Annotated in this window: 19 protein-coding genes; 1 reads left to right on the top strand and 18 read right to left on the bottom strand. The window is 52.6% G+C overall.

Features of this window, described 5'->3' with window-relative positions:
- Nucleotides 1–21 precede the first annotated feature (21 nt).
- From C814_RS14915 to C814_RS14880, 9 genes are all read right to left on the bottom strand, one after another.
- Entirely contained in the window at nt 22–903 is an 882-nt protein-coding gene (locus C814_RS14915) for a polyprenyl synthetase family protein (RefSeq protein ID WP_016316189.1), read from the bottom strand.
- Nucleotides 890–1,099, bottom strand: a complete 210-nt coding sequence (xseB, locus tag C814_RS14910) for an exodeoxyribonuclease VII small subunit (RefSeq protein WP_016316188.1) — start codon at nt 1,097–1,099, stop codon at nt 890–892. Before xseB ends, C814_RS14915 begins: the two co-directional genes overlap by 14 nt.
- Nucleotides 1,096–2,304: an exodeoxyribonuclease VII large subunit gene (gene xseA / locus C814_RS14905; RefSeq protein WP_016316187.1), complete on the bottom strand. Its 1,209-nt coding sequence runs from the start codon at nt 2,302–2,304 to the stop codon at nt 1,096–1,098. The genes xseB and xseA overlap by 4 nt, the downstream gene beginning before the upstream one ends.
- Nucleotides 2,301–3,248, bottom strand: coding sequence for a Kae1-like domain-containing protein (locus tag C814_RS14900; RefSeq protein WP_016316186.1), 948 nt, complete (start codon nt 3,246–3,248; stop codon nt 2,301–2,303). The genes xseA and C814_RS14900 overlap by 4 nt, the downstream gene beginning before the upstream one ends.
- 4 nt (nt 3,249–3,252) lie before the next feature.
- Nucleotides 3,253–3,738: a transcription antitermination factor NusB gene (gene nusB / locus C814_RS0104995; protein WP_016316185.1), complete on the bottom strand. Its 486-nt coding sequence runs from the start codon at nt 3,736–3,738 to the stop codon at nt 3,253–3,255.
- Nucleotides 3,739–3,906: 168 nt separating this feature from the next.
- Nucleotides 3,907–4,296, bottom strand: coding sequence for an Asp23/Gls24 family envelope stress response protein (locus tag C814_RS14895; protein ID WP_016316184.1), 390 nt, complete (start codon nt 4,294–4,296; stop codon nt 3,907–3,909).
- A gap of 562 nt (nt 4,297–4,858) precedes the next feature.
- Entirely contained in the window at nt 4,859–6,253 is a 1,395-nt protein-coding gene (locus tag C814_RS14890) for a YfcC family protein (RefSeq protein WP_022788444.1), read from the bottom strand.
- Nucleotides 6,254–6,812: 559 nt separating this feature from the next.
- Nucleotides 6,813–7,943: an amidohydrolase family protein gene (locus C814_RS14885; protein WP_016316182.1), complete on the bottom strand. Its 1,131-nt coding sequence runs from the start codon at nt 7,941–7,943 to the stop codon at nt 6,813–6,815.
- A gap of 157 nt (nt 7,944–8,100) precedes the next feature.
- Nucleotides 8,101–9,504 (bottom strand): YfcC family protein, encoded by a 1,404-nt coding sequence (locus tag C814_RS14880; RefSeq protein WP_016316181.1) that lies wholly within the window; start codon nt 9,502–9,504, stop codon nt 8,101–8,103.
- A gap of 30 nt (nt 9,505–9,534) precedes the next feature.
- Between C814_RS14880 and C814_RS14875 the strand changes: the two genes are divergently transcribed.
- Nucleotides 9,535–10,404: a MerR family transcriptional regulator gene (locus C814_RS14875; RefSeq protein WP_081644994.1), complete on the top strand. Its 870-nt coding sequence runs from the start codon at nt 9,535–9,537 to the stop codon at nt 10,402–10,404.
- A gap of 138 nt (nt 10,405–10,542) precedes the next feature.
- On the opposite strand, the gene C814_RS14870 is transcribed toward C814_RS14875, so the two are convergent.
- The 9 genes from C814_RS14870 to C814_RS14835 form a co-directional block, all read right to left on the bottom strand.
- Nucleotides 10,543–11,088, bottom strand: a complete 546-nt coding sequence (locus tag C814_RS14870; protein WP_016316179.1) for a SpoIIIAH-like family protein — start codon at nt 11,086–11,088, stop codon at nt 10,543–10,545.
- A 21-nt stretch (nt 11,089–11,109) separates the two neighbouring features.
- Nucleotides 11,110–11,685 carry a stage III sporulation protein AG gene (locus C814_RS14865; protein WP_016316178.1) on the bottom strand — a complete coding sequence of 192 codons (576 nt, stop codon included), beginning with the start codon at nt 11,683–11,685 and terminating at the stop codon, nt 11,110–11,112.
- 4 nt (nt 11,686–11,689) lie between these two features.
- A complete protein-coding gene (locus C814_RS14860) occupies nt 11,690–12,175 on the bottom strand; it encodes a stage III sporulation protein AF (RefSeq protein WP_016316177.1) in 486 nt (161 codons plus the stop codon).
- A 6-nt stretch (nt 12,176–12,181) separates the two neighbouring features.
- Complete coding sequence (locus tag C814_RS14855; RefSeq protein WP_016316176.1) at nt 12,182–13,333, bottom strand: stage III sporulation protein AE; 1,152 nt, start codon at nt 13,331–13,333, stop codon at nt 12,182–12,184.
- A gap of 11 nt (nt 13,334–13,344) precedes the next feature.
- Nucleotides 13,345–13,731, bottom strand: coding sequence for a stage III sporulation AC/AD family protein (locus C814_RS14850; protein WP_016316175.1), 387 nt, complete (start codon nt 13,729–13,731; stop codon nt 13,345–13,347).
- Nucleotides 13,731–13,928, bottom strand: a complete 198-nt coding sequence (gene spoIIIAC, locus C814_RS14845; RefSeq protein ID WP_016316174.1) for a stage III sporulation protein AC — start codon at nt 13,926–13,928, stop codon at nt 13,731–13,733. The genes C814_RS14850 and spoIIIAC overlap by 1 nt, the downstream gene beginning before the upstream one ends.
- Before the next feature lie 13 nt (nt 13,929–13,941).
- A complete protein-coding gene (locus tag C814_RS22400) occupies nt 13,942–14,460 on the bottom strand; it encodes a stage III sporulation protein AB (RefSeq protein WP_016316173.1) in 519 nt (172 codons plus the stop codon).
- Nucleotides 14,457–15,398, bottom strand: a complete 942-nt coding sequence (locus C814_RS14840) for an ATPase, T2SS/T4P/T4SS family (protein ID WP_016316172.1) — start codon at nt 15,396–15,398, stop codon at nt 14,457–14,459. The genes C814_RS22400 and C814_RS14840 overlap by 4 nt, the downstream gene beginning before the upstream one ends.
- 238 nt (nt 15,399–15,636) lie before the next feature.
- Complete coding sequence (locus C814_RS14835; RefSeq protein ID WP_016316171.1) at nt 15,637–16,005, bottom strand: DUF4180 domain-containing protein; 369 nt, start codon at nt 16,003–16,005, stop codon at nt 15,637–15,639.
- Nucleotides 16,006–16,088: the final 83 nt, after the last annotated feature.

Raw genomic sequence — 16,088 nt, 5'->3', positions numbered from 1 at the left:
CCTCCTAGATTGTCCGTACCATCAGTGGTCCCGCGTCAGGACCAACTCTGCCAGCCAGAGCAGAAATCCATTATCCGGGAGCTGTTCCACACTCCGCATCGCTCTCTGAATCTGCTCCGCAGCTCGCTGACGCGCTCCATCTATCCCAAACAGGGTTACATAAGTGGTCTTTCTGTTTTCTCCGTCGCTCCCGACCGGCTTTCCCAGCTTTTCAGCATCGCCCACTACATCCAGGATGTCGTCTGTGATCTGGAATGCAAGTCCGTAAGCAGTGGCATAAGCGTCTGCGGCGCTGTGGATAGCCTGCGGCGCATTTCCGGCGATACAGCCGAGCGCTGCCGCCGCGCGCAGCAATGCACCTGTTTTCAGTGCATACAGGGTGTCCAGCAGTTCTGCGCTGATCTGCCTGCCTTCGCTTTCCAGGTCGATCACCTGCCCGCCGATCATCCCAGCGACGCCTGCTGCCTGTGAGAGAATCCGCACCGCTTCCAGCCGCGCAGATTCCGGCAGATTCGCAGATGCTGCCGTTTCAAATGCCAACGTCAGCAGTCCATCCCCAGCGAGCAGAGCATTGGCCTCCCCGAATGCCTTGTGGCAGGAGGGCTTTCCGCGCCGGAAATCGTCGTTATCCATACAGGGAAGGTCGTCATGAATCAATGAATAAGCGTGCACCATCTCCACCGCACAGGCAAGAGACATTGCACCTTCTGGATCTGCATCCGACATCCGCCCAAATTCGAGAACCAAAGCAGCGCGCAGGCGTTTTCCAGCATCGAGCAGGCTGTATCGCATCGCCTGAAAGACTGCCTCCTGCGGGTCTCTTCCGCTGGTTTTCAGGCAGGCATACAACGCCTGGTTCGTCCTCTGCGCGTCGTCTCTCAGCTGTTGTTCAAACCGGTTCATCCCCTGCCTCCTTTGGTGCTGTCAGTTTTTCCACCTTTAATCTGGCCGTCTCCAGCTTCCCGTTCGCAAAATCAATCAGCTTTACCGCTTCTCCGTAGAGCTTGATCGACTCATCTATCGAAATTTCACCGTTCATCCGCGCCAGAATCTCTTCCAGCCGTCCAACGGCTCCTTCCAGTGTTATGGATTTGCTCATTGTTTTTTCTCCTTTATCCCACTCACTGTCGAATAGACCTCACCGTCCGTCAGCCGGGTGACCATCTGATTTCCCACCTGCACCTGCGCAACCGATAATACAGTCTTGCCCTCAACCGCTGTGAGACTGTACCCTCGTTCCAGCAGCTTCACCGGGCTGCGCGCTTCGAGCAGCTCTGCCAGATGCCGCAGGCCAGTTTCCGCATCGGACAGCTTCCGACAGGTGGATTTCCAAATCGCATCCTGTAAAAAAGACAACTTTTGTACATATTGGTTCAGGAGATGATCCGGGGCCAAAAGCCGGCTTTTTGCTGTATCTAAGCGGTGTTGGAAAAACGCGATCCTACCGACCGTCAGCTCCTCACATTTCCGACCCAGCTCCAGCAGATAATATTGCAGATCGGGCAGATTGGGCGCGACCAATTCGGCAGCTGCGGAAGGAGTCGGCGCGCGCAGGTCCGCTGCAAAGTCGGCAATCGTGAAATCGGTTTCGTGCCCGACCGCCGAAACTACCGGTATCGCACTTGCAGCAATCGTACGCGCGAGCTGCTCATCGTTAAACGGCCACAGGTCTTCTATCGAGCCACCACCCCGCCCGACGATCATAACATCGCACGCATTCTTCCGATTGAGCAGACGGATTCCCTCAATAATCGTCTGAGCTGCACCGTTTCCCTGCACCTGTACCGGCACAAGCACCACCCTTGCCACCGGATACCGACGGGAAAGGATATTCAGCATGTCCTGAAGTGCAGCGGCCCCTTCGCTGGTCACAATTCCGATCCGCTCGGGATAAGGCGGCAACGGGCGTTTGCGCATCTGATCGAACAGGCCCTCCTGAGACAGCTTCTCCTTGAGCTGCTCGAATGCGAGATGGAGCGCGCCGATCCCGTCCGGCTGCATGTCTGTCACATAAAACTGGTAACTTCCATCCCGCTCGTAGAGCGAGACCGACCCGCTGACCACAACTGCCATTCCGTTTTCGGGGGAAAACGCAAGCTGCGCCGCATAACTGCGGAACATCACCCCTTTGATGGCAGCGTTGTCATCTTTCAGCGTAAAATACAGATGCCCCGACTTATAATGCCGGGTAAAATTAGAAATCTCCCCCCGCACCATCAGGCCATTAAGCAGATGGTCTGATTGCAGGACCGACTTGACATATTGGTTAAGTTGGGAGACGCTCACCACCATCGGCTGGTTCATTTTGGTACACCGCCCGTCTGTGCGAGCATCGCCAAAATTGAGATTCCCGCTGCATTGTCAGAGGAGAACTGCGGCTCCGCAAAAAAACCGCCATATTTCCCCGTGATCCGCTCGCGAATGATCCGATTGGACATCACCCCGCCCGAATAGATCACCGGCAAGTTCCCCTCCGATTCCTGTATCTGTTCGGTCATGCGATCCACTACAGCAAGGATGCTTTCGATACAGAAGCGGGCGATGTCGCATGCAGGTTCTCCGGCCTTTTGCATCCTTTCACACTGGTTCTGGATACCGGAAAGCGAACAATCGCGGCCCTTCATTGCTGGACGGATCCGGAATCTCCGCTCCGATTGCAGTGCCAACGCTTCCAACTGCCGGCCTGCCGGGAATGGCAAGCCGAGCATCCTGCCGACCCGATCGACCGCCTGTCCCGCTTTCAGATCGAGTGATTGCGCAGCCAGCTCCACCGAAAAAATCCACTGCGGATCAGGTTGTACCAGCAGGCATTCAGTCGTCCCACCCGATAGGTGGAATGCCGCGAATCTTTGACCCAGGAGACCAAGCTGTCCCGCGGAAAAAAGCGCAGCAGCAATGTGCCCTGCCTGGTGAGAAAACCTGGAAATCTGTATCCCGCAGACCGAGGCAATCGACTCGGCTACCAGCTCTCCCACCAGAAAGCAGGGCATATAGGAGCCTTCCTGATCCCGCGGACGCACCGATACCCCCACACCGTCCAGCCGGACAGATTCCTGTGCCATCAATTCTCTGACCAGCGCGCCAAGCTGTTTCACATGTGCAAAAACCGCATCACTTTGGCGAAGTCCAAGCGTGCCCTGTTTTACTGGGAGCAGCTTTTTCTGCTGTATGACCTGACGTGCCTGGCTGTTATAAAGGGCAACGGAACTGGTATAGTTGCTGGTATCCAGCCCAAGATAGTATGCCATCGCTTTACTCTTCGACCCCGGAAATGACGGCCTCCGCCGCATCGGGAAGTATCTGTCCGGCATCCTGTTTCTCTGGGATCAGCTCGGGAGACTCTTTCCCTTCCTCGCGCACATAAGCACCAAGCACCCCATTGACAAAGGAAAAGTCATCATCGTTTCCGTATCTTTTTGCCAGTTCCACCGCTTCGTTGATGGAAGCGCCTACTGGCACTGTGTCCTCGTGGTCAATCTCCCAAAGACTCATCCGAAGAATCGAAAGCGCAACCCGTGACATCCGGTTGAGCTTCCACTTTTTTGAATATTTTGCAATCGAGGCATCCAGCCACGGCATGTGATCGGAAACATCCTTCGCAAGATGATATGCATAATCATCCACCTCAATGTTGCGCCCAACCACCGCCTGTTCAATGATCTCGTCGATCGTCTCATCCTTAAACGAACGTTCAAAGATCAGGGTAAAGGCAATCTCACGGGATTCGCTGCGTTTCATATCGTTTCTCCTAACTCCTGCTTCCCAGCCAGGCAGTTTCAAATGCGGCTTCTTTTCGGATTTCATTGCCAAAGGAGGTTCTTCCCACTATACAAACCAGTGCGTCTGTTTCCAACCTGTAGCAATACACAATACAACGCCCTCCCTTGTGGAGGGCATCTAATCGTTTTATTCCTGCTCTGCTGAGGAAAAAAGCAGAGGCGGTTCATCGAAGATGATGCCGGCAATGTTGATGTTGACCCGTGAAACCGCGATCCCGGTCATATTCTGTACCGCTTCCTTTACCGTTGCCTGCACTTTTTCCGAGACTTCCGGAATATTGACGCCTGCTTTTACATTGACATGGATGTCAATAATTGCAAGATCGTCATTCAACTCGATTAAGATGGGGCGGGCAGACTGTTTTTTCAGCAGCCATCCTTTGATGTTGGAGGTAAACGAAGCTAACGAATCGATCCCCTCGATCTCAAGCGCCGCATAACGCGCAATGGTTGCGATAACTTCACGGGAAATCTTCAGATTTCCTGCCGTCTGATTGCTCTCATGATGGTTGTGCATATCCATCCTCCTTTTATTTCTCTGCTTAAAATAGAAGCTGCGATGATTACAGCCTAGCTTTGCAATCGTTCTGATATAACTGGCGTAGGGGCGGGAGCAGATTCTGCCTGCGCATCATCCTAGCTATCCTAGCTATACTGGCCATAACTATGGCATAATAACTGTTTTGCAGCTATTACCATAATCGCGGAGCGATATGGTATAATTGGCCATCGGGACGGGAGCAGCCTCTGCCTGCGCATCGTCCTGGCCATAACTCGGGTATAATAGCTGTTTTGCAGCTATTATACCACAAATCTGTTGAGATAACAACACCTTAAGCTGTATCGTTATGCGCGAAAAAACAGGATATTCTGAGAAACAAGAAATAAAGAGAAGTGAAACATCTATTTCCATCAGACTGAACGCGAACTTCTCCACTTCAGATTTTGAGGAGAAAAAAATCGCCGAAAGCTTTCCAGCCCTCGGCGAATTTCTGCAATCGTAAATAAACCTTTCACAAAGCCTTTCCGGCCCATTCAGAAACGCCTGACCTTATCCCCCCCATCCACACGGTTAAAGATCAATACACATAAACTGAGATACCAATAAAGACCACCTGCAATACCACCATAATAGCGAATAGAGGCGCCATAAATTTATACCATTTATTCAGGGACACCCCCATCAAGCCACATTCCAGAGAACAGGCAGTTGGCCAGAACATATCAGAAAACCCATCTCCAAAGCAGTAGCAGAGCACCGCCGTCTGCCGGCTGATTCCCACAATATCCGCCACCGGCGCCATAATGGGCATAGTGATGGTAGCCTGACTGGAAGAACCCGTAATAAAAAAGTTGATGACATTCTGCAAAACCAGCATCCCCACTGCGGAAAAGACCCGATTGGAATAGCTCAACATGCGCGCAAGACCATAGACGATCGTATCGGAAATCATGGCATTCTGCATCGTGAGCAAAATGCCCCGCGTAAAGCCGATCACCAGAATGGAAGGCACTACACTTTTGGTGGAGGCTATAAAGCTCTGGCAGATCTGTGTCGCAGAATATCCCCCTACCACACCAGTAATCACCATCATCATCAGAAACATGGCGGCAATCTCGTCAATGTACCAGCCCAACTGGGTGGTACCATACAATAAAATACCGATGGTCAAAAAGAACAATACCAGACAGAGCTTCTGCCGCAGGGTAAACGCATCCTCTTCCCCATCCTTTGGAGCGGGAATCTGCACCTCATAAGGCTCACCATACAGGACAGATCTGGTTGGATCAGCCTTGACCCGACGTGCATACCGCATCACATACCAAATGGCCACCATCTGGAACACCACAAAGATGACTCCTCGATACCAAAGACCGGAATTGATTGGCACTTCCGCGATGCTCTGCGCAATCCCTACCGAGAAGGGATTGGTCAGCGCTGCGGCAAAACCGGTCGCGACTCCGACATAAACCATCGCTCCCCCCACCAGAGGATCATAGCCCAATGCAGTCATAATGCCGATAAACACCGGGACCAAACCATAGGTCTCCTCAAAGATACCCAAAGTCGCCCCCAGCAGGCCAAACAGAAGCATACACACTGGGATCAGAAGGTAGGTGCGACTGCCCAGACACCGCACCAACACCTGAATTGCTCGATTCAGCGTTCCGTTTTCAGTAAGAAGATAGACATAGGAATAGGCAAACACGATCAGGAACAGGATATTTGCCGCACTGACATAACCACGCTGAAGCGCCAAAAAAATATCAAAAAAACCGGGCCGAATCCCTTCCACATAGTGGAACGACTCCGGCAGCACCACCATCTTCCCACTTATCTCGTCCAATACCCGGTCGTATTCGCCGGCAGGGATCAGATAGGTCAATACAACAACTGACAGCAATATCATCGTCAGCAGGACATAGGTATGCGGCATTTTGATGCGTAACAGCTTATTTTTCAGATTATCCAAGCGGATACACTCCTTCGTCATAACCGGGGATCCTGTCAGAACCTATTCCTTTTCTTTAGCAGAGGGGGCTTTAAGCCCCCTCTTTTTACCGCCCAGAGGGCGGTAATTCACCCCCAAAAAAGCGGTTCTCAGGAAACGCGTTCCTCCACACCTAGCACTGATAGCCGCCTTCGACAATAGCGCTCAAAACGCTGCGGCTTGCAGTGCGTACGGCGGCGGGGTGCTGTCCCCGGCCCCGCGTTTTTTACTCTGGCCTAAAAAGCGCCGTTCCTGCGCCGGTTGGCCTTTGTACACCGCTACAGCGGCAGTGAAAAAACGGGTAAAACTTTGGACTTGTTTGCAAACAAAGGGATGGAAAGGTTTCACAGCTACTATAGTCAAAGCACTGCAAAATAACAGGTTACTTTGCAGTGACAGGTCTTTAAATGTGCAAAGAGCACACTTCCTTCTGTATGGAACCCGCATAAGGCCACTGGCAACAGCCTTATGCGGGGAAACCATGCAGTCCTCAGTTCCGCATTCTTTCAGAGAACCTACAACGCAGCCGATTTTTGGACGATCAAACCGCGGTACCCTCCAAAAATACCTGCTCCGGCTTTGCCTTGCAGGCGAAAGGATGCTCCGACCAGATTACAATATCGGCATCCAGCCCAGCTTTCAGCTGGCCTTTCCGGTCATCAATCCCCAGAACCTGAGCAGGATTGAGTGTAACTGCCTTCAGCCCCTCTATCTCATCCAGGCCATGACGTACAGCCAGTCCCGCATAAACAGACAGGAAATACAAGGGCGTCACATCATGATCGGCCGTAATGCACACCTTAATGCCTGCCTTATGCAATATGCCGGCGGTTTCATAGGTTTTGTCCCAGGTCTCATGTTTGGAACGGGGAGTCATGCCGGGACCCACAATCACCGGATAGGAGAATTCTGCCAGATAATCTGCCACAGGGATCGCATCGGTCCCATGGACCAGCACCATGTCCAGATCATACTCTTGCGCCAGACGGACTGCAGTGCAGATATCGTCCGAACGATGGGCATGGACATGGATCGGCATTTTTTTATCCAGCACCAAAAGCATATGCTCCATGCCTCTGTCTGTTTTAAAATAGCTGCCCGATGCCTGGGCTTCCTCTTTGCTGTGACGATAGTCCAGCGCATCCTCCAGGCATTTGCGGAATTGCCATGCCACGCCCATACGGGAAGCAAAGCCGTGTTTGGCACACTTGGGGTTCTCCCCCAGGCTGCACTTCATAGCTGCATACCGGCGCACCAGCATCCTGTCCGCCACCGAACCAGCCAGCCGGATCACTGAAGATACGCCGCCCACTACGCCATCGCTGCCCGGGCACACGCAGGCACAGGTGACGCCGGAACGCACCGACTCCGCAACTGCCCGGTCAAAAGGATACAGGCCATCCAGCACTTCCAGCTCAGGGGTCAACGATCCGGAGTAATCGCAGCAGTCGTCCCCCACATCGCCCATTCCTTCCTCACTGATACAGATGTGGCTGTGGGCGTCAATCAGTCCGGGAGTTACGTATTTTCCGGACGCATCATAGCAGGTTTCTCCCTCCCGGGGGGGAATCGAAGGGGCAATCTCCACGATCTTTCCTTCTTCCACCCGGATGTCCCGTACTGCAAATCCATTCTCCTCAAAGAGAAGAACATTTCCTTTTTGAATCAGCATTTCAGATTCTCCTTTCTTCCGTGAGACGCTGCAAAAAGGATACGGGTATCCCATATCCTTTTTGCCCTCTATTTTTGATATGCGCGTGAAAAACTGCCCCGCATCCGAAACCGCCGCTCTGGCAGTCCTTTCGGGAAGGGCGAAACAGCTTTCGGGATCAACAATAGCCGATCGCTACCGCAAAAGTCAGGAATGCAAACTCCAGCACAACAAAGATCAGGAAAAGCGGGGTTGCAAACTTGTACCACTTGTTGAGGGGCACTCCCATCAATCCGCAGCAAAGTGCGCAGCCAGTGGGCCAGAAGAAATCTGCGAAGCCGTTGCCGAACTGATAAGCCATAACCGCGATCTGCTTGCTGAGGCCAACCAGTTCCGCAGTAGGCGCCATGATCGGCATGGTGATGGTTGCCTGGCTGGTAGAACCGTTGATGAAGAATTTAATCAGATTCTGCACAATCAGCATACCATAAGCAGCTATGTACTTGCTGCCGCCTTCCAGCAGGCTGACCAGACCGTAGACGATGGTATCGGTGATGCAGCCCTGTTTCATTAGAATGGTAATACCTCTGGTAAAACCGACCACCAGCATGGAGGATACCATAGATTTGGTAGATTCAATAAATGTTTTACAGATTTCAGTGGCGGAATAGCCGCTGATGATACCGGCTGCTACCATGGACATAAGGAACAGCGCAGAAATCTCATCCACATACCAGCCCAGCTCCAGTACCGCATACAGCAGGAATGCGATGGTGCCGAAGAAAAGCAGCAGGCACAGTTTCTGACGTCCAGTCATCTTGACTTCGTTCAGGTCTTCCAGATTCTTGCGCTCCACCTGATCCATATCCAAGCCGTACAGAACCGACTTGGTGGGGTCGGCCTTGACCTTACGGGCATAGCGCATCAGATAGACAATGGTAACCGCCTCGAACACGAAAAATACCAGCCAGCGCATCCACATGCCAGAGTACAGGTCCACGCCGGCTACATCCTGTGCTACAGCCACGTTGTATGGGTTGGTAGTACCGGCGGCATAACCAATCGACACGCCCAGGAAGATGGTGGCTCCACCCACCAGCGAGTCGTAGCCCAATGCTAAAAAGATACCTACAAACACCGGGAACAGGCCATACACCTCTTCATAGATACCCATTGTGGAAGCTAGAATGCCCAGAATGAGCATCGTAATGGGAATCAGAATCTGCACCTGATTTCCCACCTTCTTTACCATTGTACCCAGCGCGGCGTCCATCGTGCCATTTTTGGTCAGCACATAGACAAAGCCATATGCGAAGATGATAAGGAACATGATATCGGCAGCTTCCACATATCCCTGCTCAAGAGCCAGGAACAGGTCAAAAAGCCCCGGGGCATCTGCCTCAATCGTCGTGTAGGAACCAGGTACAACAATCATTTTGCCCGACACCGGGTCCTCCACCCGCTGGTACTCGCCCGCAGGGATAAGATGGGTCAAAATGAGCATCAGGAACATGATTGAAATCAGAATGACATAGTTATGGGGCATCTTAAATTGAAAGCGTTTTTTCTTGGCAGTTTCCATACCTTCTCCTCATTTCTCTAAAGATTTTTTATGGTTACAGCGCGCTTCTTAACAAATTATACACATTCAAGTAGCTTGAATGTCAATGCAGAAACTGGTATAATGGAGAAAAACTTTTCGGTGAATCGCATGAATAAATTGTTTTCCATTCGTGAAATTGCACAACTTCTCAATGTCCCAGCTCCCACCCTTCGATTTTGGGAAGAAAAGGGGCTCTTTTCGGTGAAGAAAGGGGCCAACCGATACCGCCAATATACCGTTCGGGACCTGATGCGGATTGCCAACGTGATCTTTTTCAGAAATCTGGGCATTCCGGTTTCCAATGTACATGAGATGGAGGAGTGTACGCTTGAGCAGTACACCCGGCAGATAGAGGAGGTCCAGCTCCATCTGAAACAGAGAATCCGAAGCTATGGGCAGATGTACCGCCGCACCCAAAACCAGCTCCAGCATCTGGAAGCGGTTCAGCAGCTGATGCTGCTCGGTACCTCTGAGGAAGAAGTCCCCTTCGATGCGGTGGCTACCTTCGACTATTTCGAACAGGATAAGCTCATTCAGTACGTTCAGGACCCGTCCTGCTATGTGCGGTATTTCAATACAAAGGATATGTCTACCGAAGTCCGCAGCATCATCGTTTCCTCGTCATACAGTGGACAAAATCTGATTTGGAAAAAATGTCCTGGAACCCATTTTATCACCTTCCTGATCCGGGAAAAAGTGGACCGGGACTATGAAAGTGACGTAATCCAGACGCTGACCAAGCTCCAGACCCGCTATCAAACCGGCTGTCTGCTGGCCCGTTACCTGCTCACTGCGAAAGAGGGTGGTGAACGCATCGACTATCTGAAAGCCTATCTGGAAGTTGAGCCGCTTTCCGGTCAGCACTCTGAAAAAGAATAAGCCGTGTGCAACCTCCCGTCTGTATCCAGAGTGTATCTGTCGTCTGTGTATTTGATTTTCCAATGCTTCCGCTCTGAAACACAGAGAAAAAGCCCGCTTTTCAAGCGGGCTTTTTTGTGAACTGATTCTGGGACATCCCTAATTGATCTCGACGATCGAGATATTCTCCACGGGAATACTCGTTTCCTTGAGGATGATGTCCTTCATCTGTGCAACCTGCGCTGCTTCCAAACCGTCGGTCTTGACCACAACATCCACACCCTCGGTGTCATAATAGACCATGCAGTCATCGAACCCTTTCGCTTTAATCAGATTTTCGATCTTCCCTTCGGTTTCGATCGACTTTGCCACCTCGGTCGCTTTTAGGGCCATCTCCGCCTTCAGATCCGCGTCAATCTGGGCATCCTGCATCATATTTTTGAGCGTCTCGACCGATTCGTCCCTCGAGCGCTGGCGGGTGACCTTCGCCTCTGCAAAATAGGCTTCCCCGTCGCTATCAACCGATGAGTCCTTAGAATCTACCAGCTGTGCGTCCCCATAGTTTTTATCGCTTTCCTCAACAGCAGAAGTCGCTGTGAGCATGCCGTCTGCCTGCGCAAACTGGTAGTTGACATAGACCGCCAGTCCAAGCCCTACCACGAGCGATGCCAAGATAATCTGTTTTTTGCCAATAATCATATTCATACGGGGTTCCTCCTCACTTTATTAACTGATTTTTGTCACGCATACTTTATTGTAAGGGATGCCGAGCGCAGTAGTAACCGCCTGTGTCACCCGCTCCTGCACAACAACGCTCTTCGCGCCCTCGCAGACCACCACCACCCCCTGAATCGCTGGCTGCTTCCATGTTTTCAGCAGCGCTTCTTTTTTTCCGCTGCCCGCATCCATTACGATATACTTTTGTTCGGTGTTCTGCTGCTGCGTCTGTTTTTTCATCTCATCCCCCTCGTAGCTGTTGGTTTCGTTGGAATTCTGTGACTCTTCGATCGCATAGATATATTCCACACCATTGGCAGCGGTAATCATTACCTCGCATCTTCCCACCCCCTCGATCTTTCCGATCAGCCTGGTCAACCGATCCTCCAACTGCCCTATGTAAACCTGTGTGTCCAGCTCTCCGCCTGACTGCATCGGTTCAGACTGCTTTTTAGGGAGTACGGAAGAAAGCAGGATCATCAGCATCCCCGCTATCCCGAGGAAAAGAACGGCCTGATGTTTTCTTCCTCTGAAAAATGCGGTAACTTTTTTCTGCAAGACTGCAGACTTGCTGTTCCCATCCATGCGGTCACTCCTTTTTATATCCTATGAGCACGTTTACCCCCAAACGGTCGAGCAGGGCCTCCCGAATCTCCTGATGGCGCGGAAACCAGCTTTCATCCAGTTCCACTTCGCACTCACTAATAGATATGCCGCCTTCCCCGTCCTCATGTACATTTATGTAAATTTTCCGATATTCGACCCCCATATCTTCCAGAAGATCCGCTGCTGCCAGCCGCACGCTTTCGGATATGGCATCCTTCTGCTGTTCCTCTACCATCAGCCGCAGACGGTCCGCACGCCGGTCCGCCTCCTGCTGAAATTCCTCCTGTGTGGTAATGTCGAGGGTCAGCGGCACGAGCGCAACCGGTGAAAGCAGGCATACCAGAAAAAAGACACTCGATGTAATCCCAAACACCCGCTGCATACTCGATTTTGGCAGGATCATCTGTGTCAGCCCGCAGGCGACCGCAGCAGCGCAGATGCCAAAGGCCCATTGCCGAATCTCCTCCATATCAGTTTATACCCCCATCGACGTCATTAGAACCAGCGAGGTTGAGATAATCACCAGAAGCGCAAAACAGAGGATCACCGCAACCAGTACGCCCAGTGTTGCGGAAGAGCTTTTCAGAATTTCCGCAATCGGCTTAATCCCCAGCATCTCACTGACCGCGGATGTCAGGTTGACCGCCAGATACCAGGCCGTTGTCTGTAGAAAAACCGGCAGGAAAGTCAGCAGGGCGATCAGGATTCCAAAGGCCCCTACCGTCGTCCGCAGCAGACGCATATACCCCTGTGTCATTGCGAACGCATCCGAAAGTGCGCCTCCAATCACTGGAACGAAACTTCCGATCAGGAACTTGGCCGTCTTGGAAACCACCGTATCGCTCCCGGATGCAACCATTGTCTGGAGTGAAAGCAGCCCAACGAACAGGGTCAGCAGAAGCCCCAACGCCCAGCTCACGGTTGATTTGATGACGCGGGAAACCGCAGCAACGTCCAACCCCGGCGCAAGGCTCCCGGTGATGCAAAACGCCAAATAGATTCCCATGAGCGGAACCAACGTTCCGGAAACGATCTGTGAAACAATCTGGCAGGCCATAAAAAGGAATGCCGTATAGGTGGTCGCAGTCACCGGCTGTCCGCTCACCGTCACGACCGAGGAAAACACTGGGATAAACGATAGAAGGAAGGTCGAACAGTCCTCGATCGCACGAGCGGTCGTTGTGATGCAGTCGATGATCGGGGATGCAATCGCCGCCGCAATGCAGACCACCGAAACTGCCGTAAACACCGTGTTCAGCGTTCCATCCCACAGGGAAATTCTGAGGCAGTCGAGCAGAGAGCAGAGCAGGATGATTCCCAGCACCGAGCCAAAGACGGTCAGCGGCATCCGTACCCGCTCCCGCACAGCCCCCCATATCTCCTTGAAAAAATCGGATGGCGAGAGCGTAAGCAGCTTTCTATAATCCACTGCCTCGATCCCTACCCTTTCCAGCAGGCTCTTCGCCTGTTCCGGTGCATGGTCCAGCAGCTCATCCGCACCCGATGCTTCCATTTGCTGCCGGTAAACCTCATCCTCCTGTTCGGGGGCTTGCTGTGCGGAAAGTGTAATCCCACAAAAGCAGACCAGAACCATCGAGAGCAGCAGACAAAAAAACGTGCGTTTCATTCTACCCCTCCCTATCCGATCAGACTATTGACGATCGAGAGCACCTGTTCGAACAGCGGCAGGCTGACCAGCAGCACCGATATCTTTCCCGCTGTCTCCACCTTCGATGCAATCGCCGTTTCCCCCAGGTCGCGGCATCCGTCACAGGCGATCTGGGTCACAAAGCAAAGCCCCAGTGACTTGAACAGAATCTGCACATACTCTGCCTGCGCCCCGCTCGCTTCCAACAGGCCCCCGATCCGTTCAAAGAGCGGAGATGCGGAGCTGATCAGCATGGAGATGATGAGGATTCCCGACGCAAGTGAGAGCATCAGGGAATATTCCGGATTCTTTTGACGCAGCAGCACCGACAGTGAGACCGCCACAACCGCCAAGCCGGTGATTTTCAGCATATCCATCAGTACAGCCCGAATACGTTTTTGACCGTCTCGAACAGGGTATTGATCTGCACAATCACCATCATCAGTACAACGATCAGCCCCGCCAACGTGGTCATCATCGCCTGCTCCTCCCGTCCCGACCGGATCAGCACCTGGTTGAGCACCGCTACAATAATCCCGATCGCTGCGATTTTAAAGATCAGATCTACATCCATCCTGTCCGCCTCCCTAAATCAGAATGATCACGAGGAATGCCCCGGAAAGCAGGCCCATCGTTCGGTAGAGCCTTGCATATCCCTGGCAGCGGACGCGTGCCCCGTCCAGCTGGAGCTGGAGCCGTGACCGGATATTCCGAATCTGGGAGAGCTGGGTTTCGAGATCAAACTGTCCAAGGGTGTCCGAAAGCTCCGCCAGGATGCCTGCGTCCTCTCCGGAAAGACTTCCCGGTTGGTGTGTCACCGCCTGTTTCCAAGCTTCCGGAAATGGGACGCCCTGCCTGCAAAGAGAGGAACAGAGCGGCAGATATGCCGCATCTGACAGGGAATCCCGCTGTTCCAGCCGTCCGGCAATCTCGTCCGGCGGAGAGAGGCTATAGGAAAGCTCCCCTTCAAATGCATCCAGCATGGTCACCGCTGTTTCCAGCTGTTCCACCCGGCGCGAAAGTTCACGCGCCAGCGCCATCCCGATCGATGTGGTGCAGAACAGGATCAAAACCATCCCGCCTGCTTTCAACAGAGTCTGCATCATCTTTCCATCCTCCTGACTTCCCGAATATGACAAGGTTTGTCCGCCCCTTCCAGCAGAACCGCCTGCCGGAACGCACCTGTGTGTGCAAGCCGCCGATAGTTCGGCTTACGAAACAGTTCCTCAAAACTTCCCGCGTGGATCGAAGTCACCACTGATACGCCGCTGTTCACCGCCTCCGCAACCGCAAGCACTTCATCTGCGGCAGATACTTCATCGCAGATAATCACTTGCGGAGAGAGATACCGGATCGCTGTCCGCATCCCTTCCGCCTTTGGATAGCCTGAAAGCAGGTCACAGCAGGGTCCAAGCCGGTTGCCAACCTCCCCGCCCGATGCGCCGCCAATCTCACCGCTTTCGTCCACCACGCAGACTTTGACATATCTGCCAGTTTCCCCTTCGGAAAGCTGCCGGGCGAGGTCCCGCAGTAAGGTTGTTTTACCGCTGGCCGGTGCCCCGACCAGCAAAATCCCGCCAAATGGATCGGCAAGTCCCTTTTTTATAATTGGATCGGCCGCACCAAAGATTTCCCGCGCTACCCTCAGGTTGATGGAAGTGACATCCCGGACCGCTGTCAGTTTTCCTTCCTCGACCACCGCAGTTGCCGCAACGCCCGCACGATGCCCGCCCTTCACCGAGATATATCCAGACGCCATCTCCCGCTGATGGCTATGTACCGCCCAGCCGCACAGGCTAACCAAGCAGTCCTGAAGATCCTGCCTGCGTATTCGAAAGCCATCCGCCGGAGGCTGTGAAAACACCCCTCCCCGCTCGTCCACAAACAGAGGGTGTGCTGATGCAGTCAATCCCAGCGGTTGGCCGACCCGCAGGCGAATTTCACTCACCGTCCCGCCGATCCCCGATGGAATCCGTTCCAATACCTGACGTACCCGCTCTCCAAGCATCCCTGCCGCATGTCCAAAACGCTCGTCCTGTTTCATTTCGATCACGTCCTTTTTTTCTCTGTTCTCAGTCTATTGGCACGTCCAGCTTTTTAGAACCGAAAATCCTGCTATCAAAAATACAGAAGGGACACTTTCCATAAAGAAGCATCTCTTCTGCATGTTAGGAATGGCACTTATCCTGCTCCGCCTGGTTCTGAAAGTTATAAATCAGCCGGTCCTTTTCCCCGAACCTTAAAAAAGACCCCTCTGCGAAAAATTCCGTAGAGAGGCTCTGTTATCCTGCCTGTGTGAGACGCTCTACCGCCTCCTGCTCGCTCCCGACAAAAAATACATCTTTGCCGTTGTTGCTTTCATAGATGAAATCCTTGAGCGGCTTGCTGGTGTACCCGGAAAAATCCCCGATGATCGCCAATTTCGCATGGTAGTTGATAAATTTTTGCAGGATTTCCCCTGCAATCCCACTGCTTAACCGGAAAAAATCCTCCTCGACCGCCGGTTTCGGAACTGCGATCCGGCTGCATCCAGTCTCATACCGGACCGACATAATCAGGTCAACCGCCGATTGTTCATCTGACAGCAGAATCTTGTCAGACCCCATTACGGCTACTGCACTTTCCCCAAGCTCTTTTCGCTCGATTCGCACAATTTTTCACCTCCTTTCATTTAAGACCATCATGCTGCCATATTAAAAACAAACCGGCGGAAAATGCTCGCCGGTTTGTTTTT

The sequence above is a fragment of the Anaerotruncus sp. G3(2012) genome (genome assembly GCF_000403395.2).
Lineage (GTDB): Bacteria > Bacillota > Clostridia > Oscillospirales > Ruminococcaceae > Anaerotruncus.
Note: the sequence above shows the minus strand (reverse complement) of the source record. Positions and strands in the feature narration are given on the sequence as shown.

Excerpts from the sequence above, each read along its gene's own strand:
- C814_RS22400 (WP_016316173.1), bottom strand. The coding sequence starts at position 14,460 with ATGATGCAGACTCTGTTGAAAGCAGGCGGGATGGTTTTGATCCTGTTC.
- C814_RS14885 (WP_016316182.1), bottom strand. The coding sequence starts at position 7,943 with ATGCTGATTCAAAAAGGAAATGTTCTTCTCTTTGAGGAGAATGGATTT.
- C814_RS14855 (WP_016316176.1), bottom strand. The coding sequence starts at position 13,333 with ATGAAACGCACGTTTTTTTGTCTGCTGCTCTCGATGGTTCTGGTCTGC.
- nusB (WP_016316185.1), bottom strand. The coding sequence starts at position 3,738 with ATGAAACGCAGCGAATCCCGTGAGATTGCCTTTACCCTGATCTTTGAA.
- C814_RS14850 (WP_016316175.1), bottom strand. The coding sequence starts at position 13,731 with ATGGATATGCTGAAAATCACCGGCTTGGCGGTTGTGGCGGTCTCACTG.
- spoIIIAC (WP_016316174.1), bottom strand. The coding sequence starts at position 13,928 with ATGGATGTAGATCTGATCTTTAAAATCGCAGCGATCGGGATTATTGTA.
- C814_RS14865 (WP_016316178.1), bottom strand. The coding sequence starts at position 11,685 with ATGGATGGGAACAGCAAGTCTGCAGTCTTGCAGAAAAAAGTTACCGCA.
- C814_RS14870 (WP_016316179.1), bottom strand. The coding sequence starts at position 11,088 with ATGAATATGATTATTGGCAAAAAACAGATTATCTTGGCATCGCTCGTG.
- C814_RS14895 (WP_016316184.1), bottom strand. The coding sequence starts at position 4,296 with ATGCACAACCATCATGAGAGCAATCAGACGGCAGGAAATCTGAAGATT.
- xseB (WP_016316188.1), bottom strand. The coding sequence starts at position 1,099 with ATGAGCAAATCCATAACACTGGAAGGAGCCGTTGGACGGCTGGAAGAG.
- C814_RS14900 (WP_016316186.1), bottom strand. The coding sequence starts at position 3,248 with ATGGCATACTATCTTGGGCTGGATACCAGCAACTATACCAGTTCCGTT.
- C814_RS14880 (WP_016316181.1), bottom strand. The coding sequence starts at position 9,504 with ATGGAAACTGCCAAGAAAAAACGCTTTCAATTTAAGATGCCCCATAAC.
- C814_RS14915 (WP_016316189.1), bottom strand. The coding sequence starts at position 903 with ATGAACCGGTTTGAACAACAGCTGAGAGACGACGCGCAGAGGACGAAC.
- C814_RS14860 (WP_016316177.1), bottom strand. The coding sequence starts at position 12,175 with ATGGAGGAGATTCGGCAATGGGCCTTTGGCATCTGCGCTGCTGCGGTC.
- C814_RS14875 (WP_081644994.1), top strand. The coding sequence starts at position 9,535 with ATGGTTACAGCGCGCTTCTTAACAAATTATACACATTCAAGTAGCTTG.
- xseA (WP_016316187.1), bottom strand. The coding sequence starts at position 2,304 with ATGAACCAGCCGATGGTGGTGAGCGTCTCCCAACTTAACCAATATGTC.
- C814_RS14840 (WP_016316172.1), bottom strand. The coding sequence starts at position 15,398 with ATGAAACAGGACGAGCGTTTTGGACATGCGGCAGGGATGCTTGGAGAG.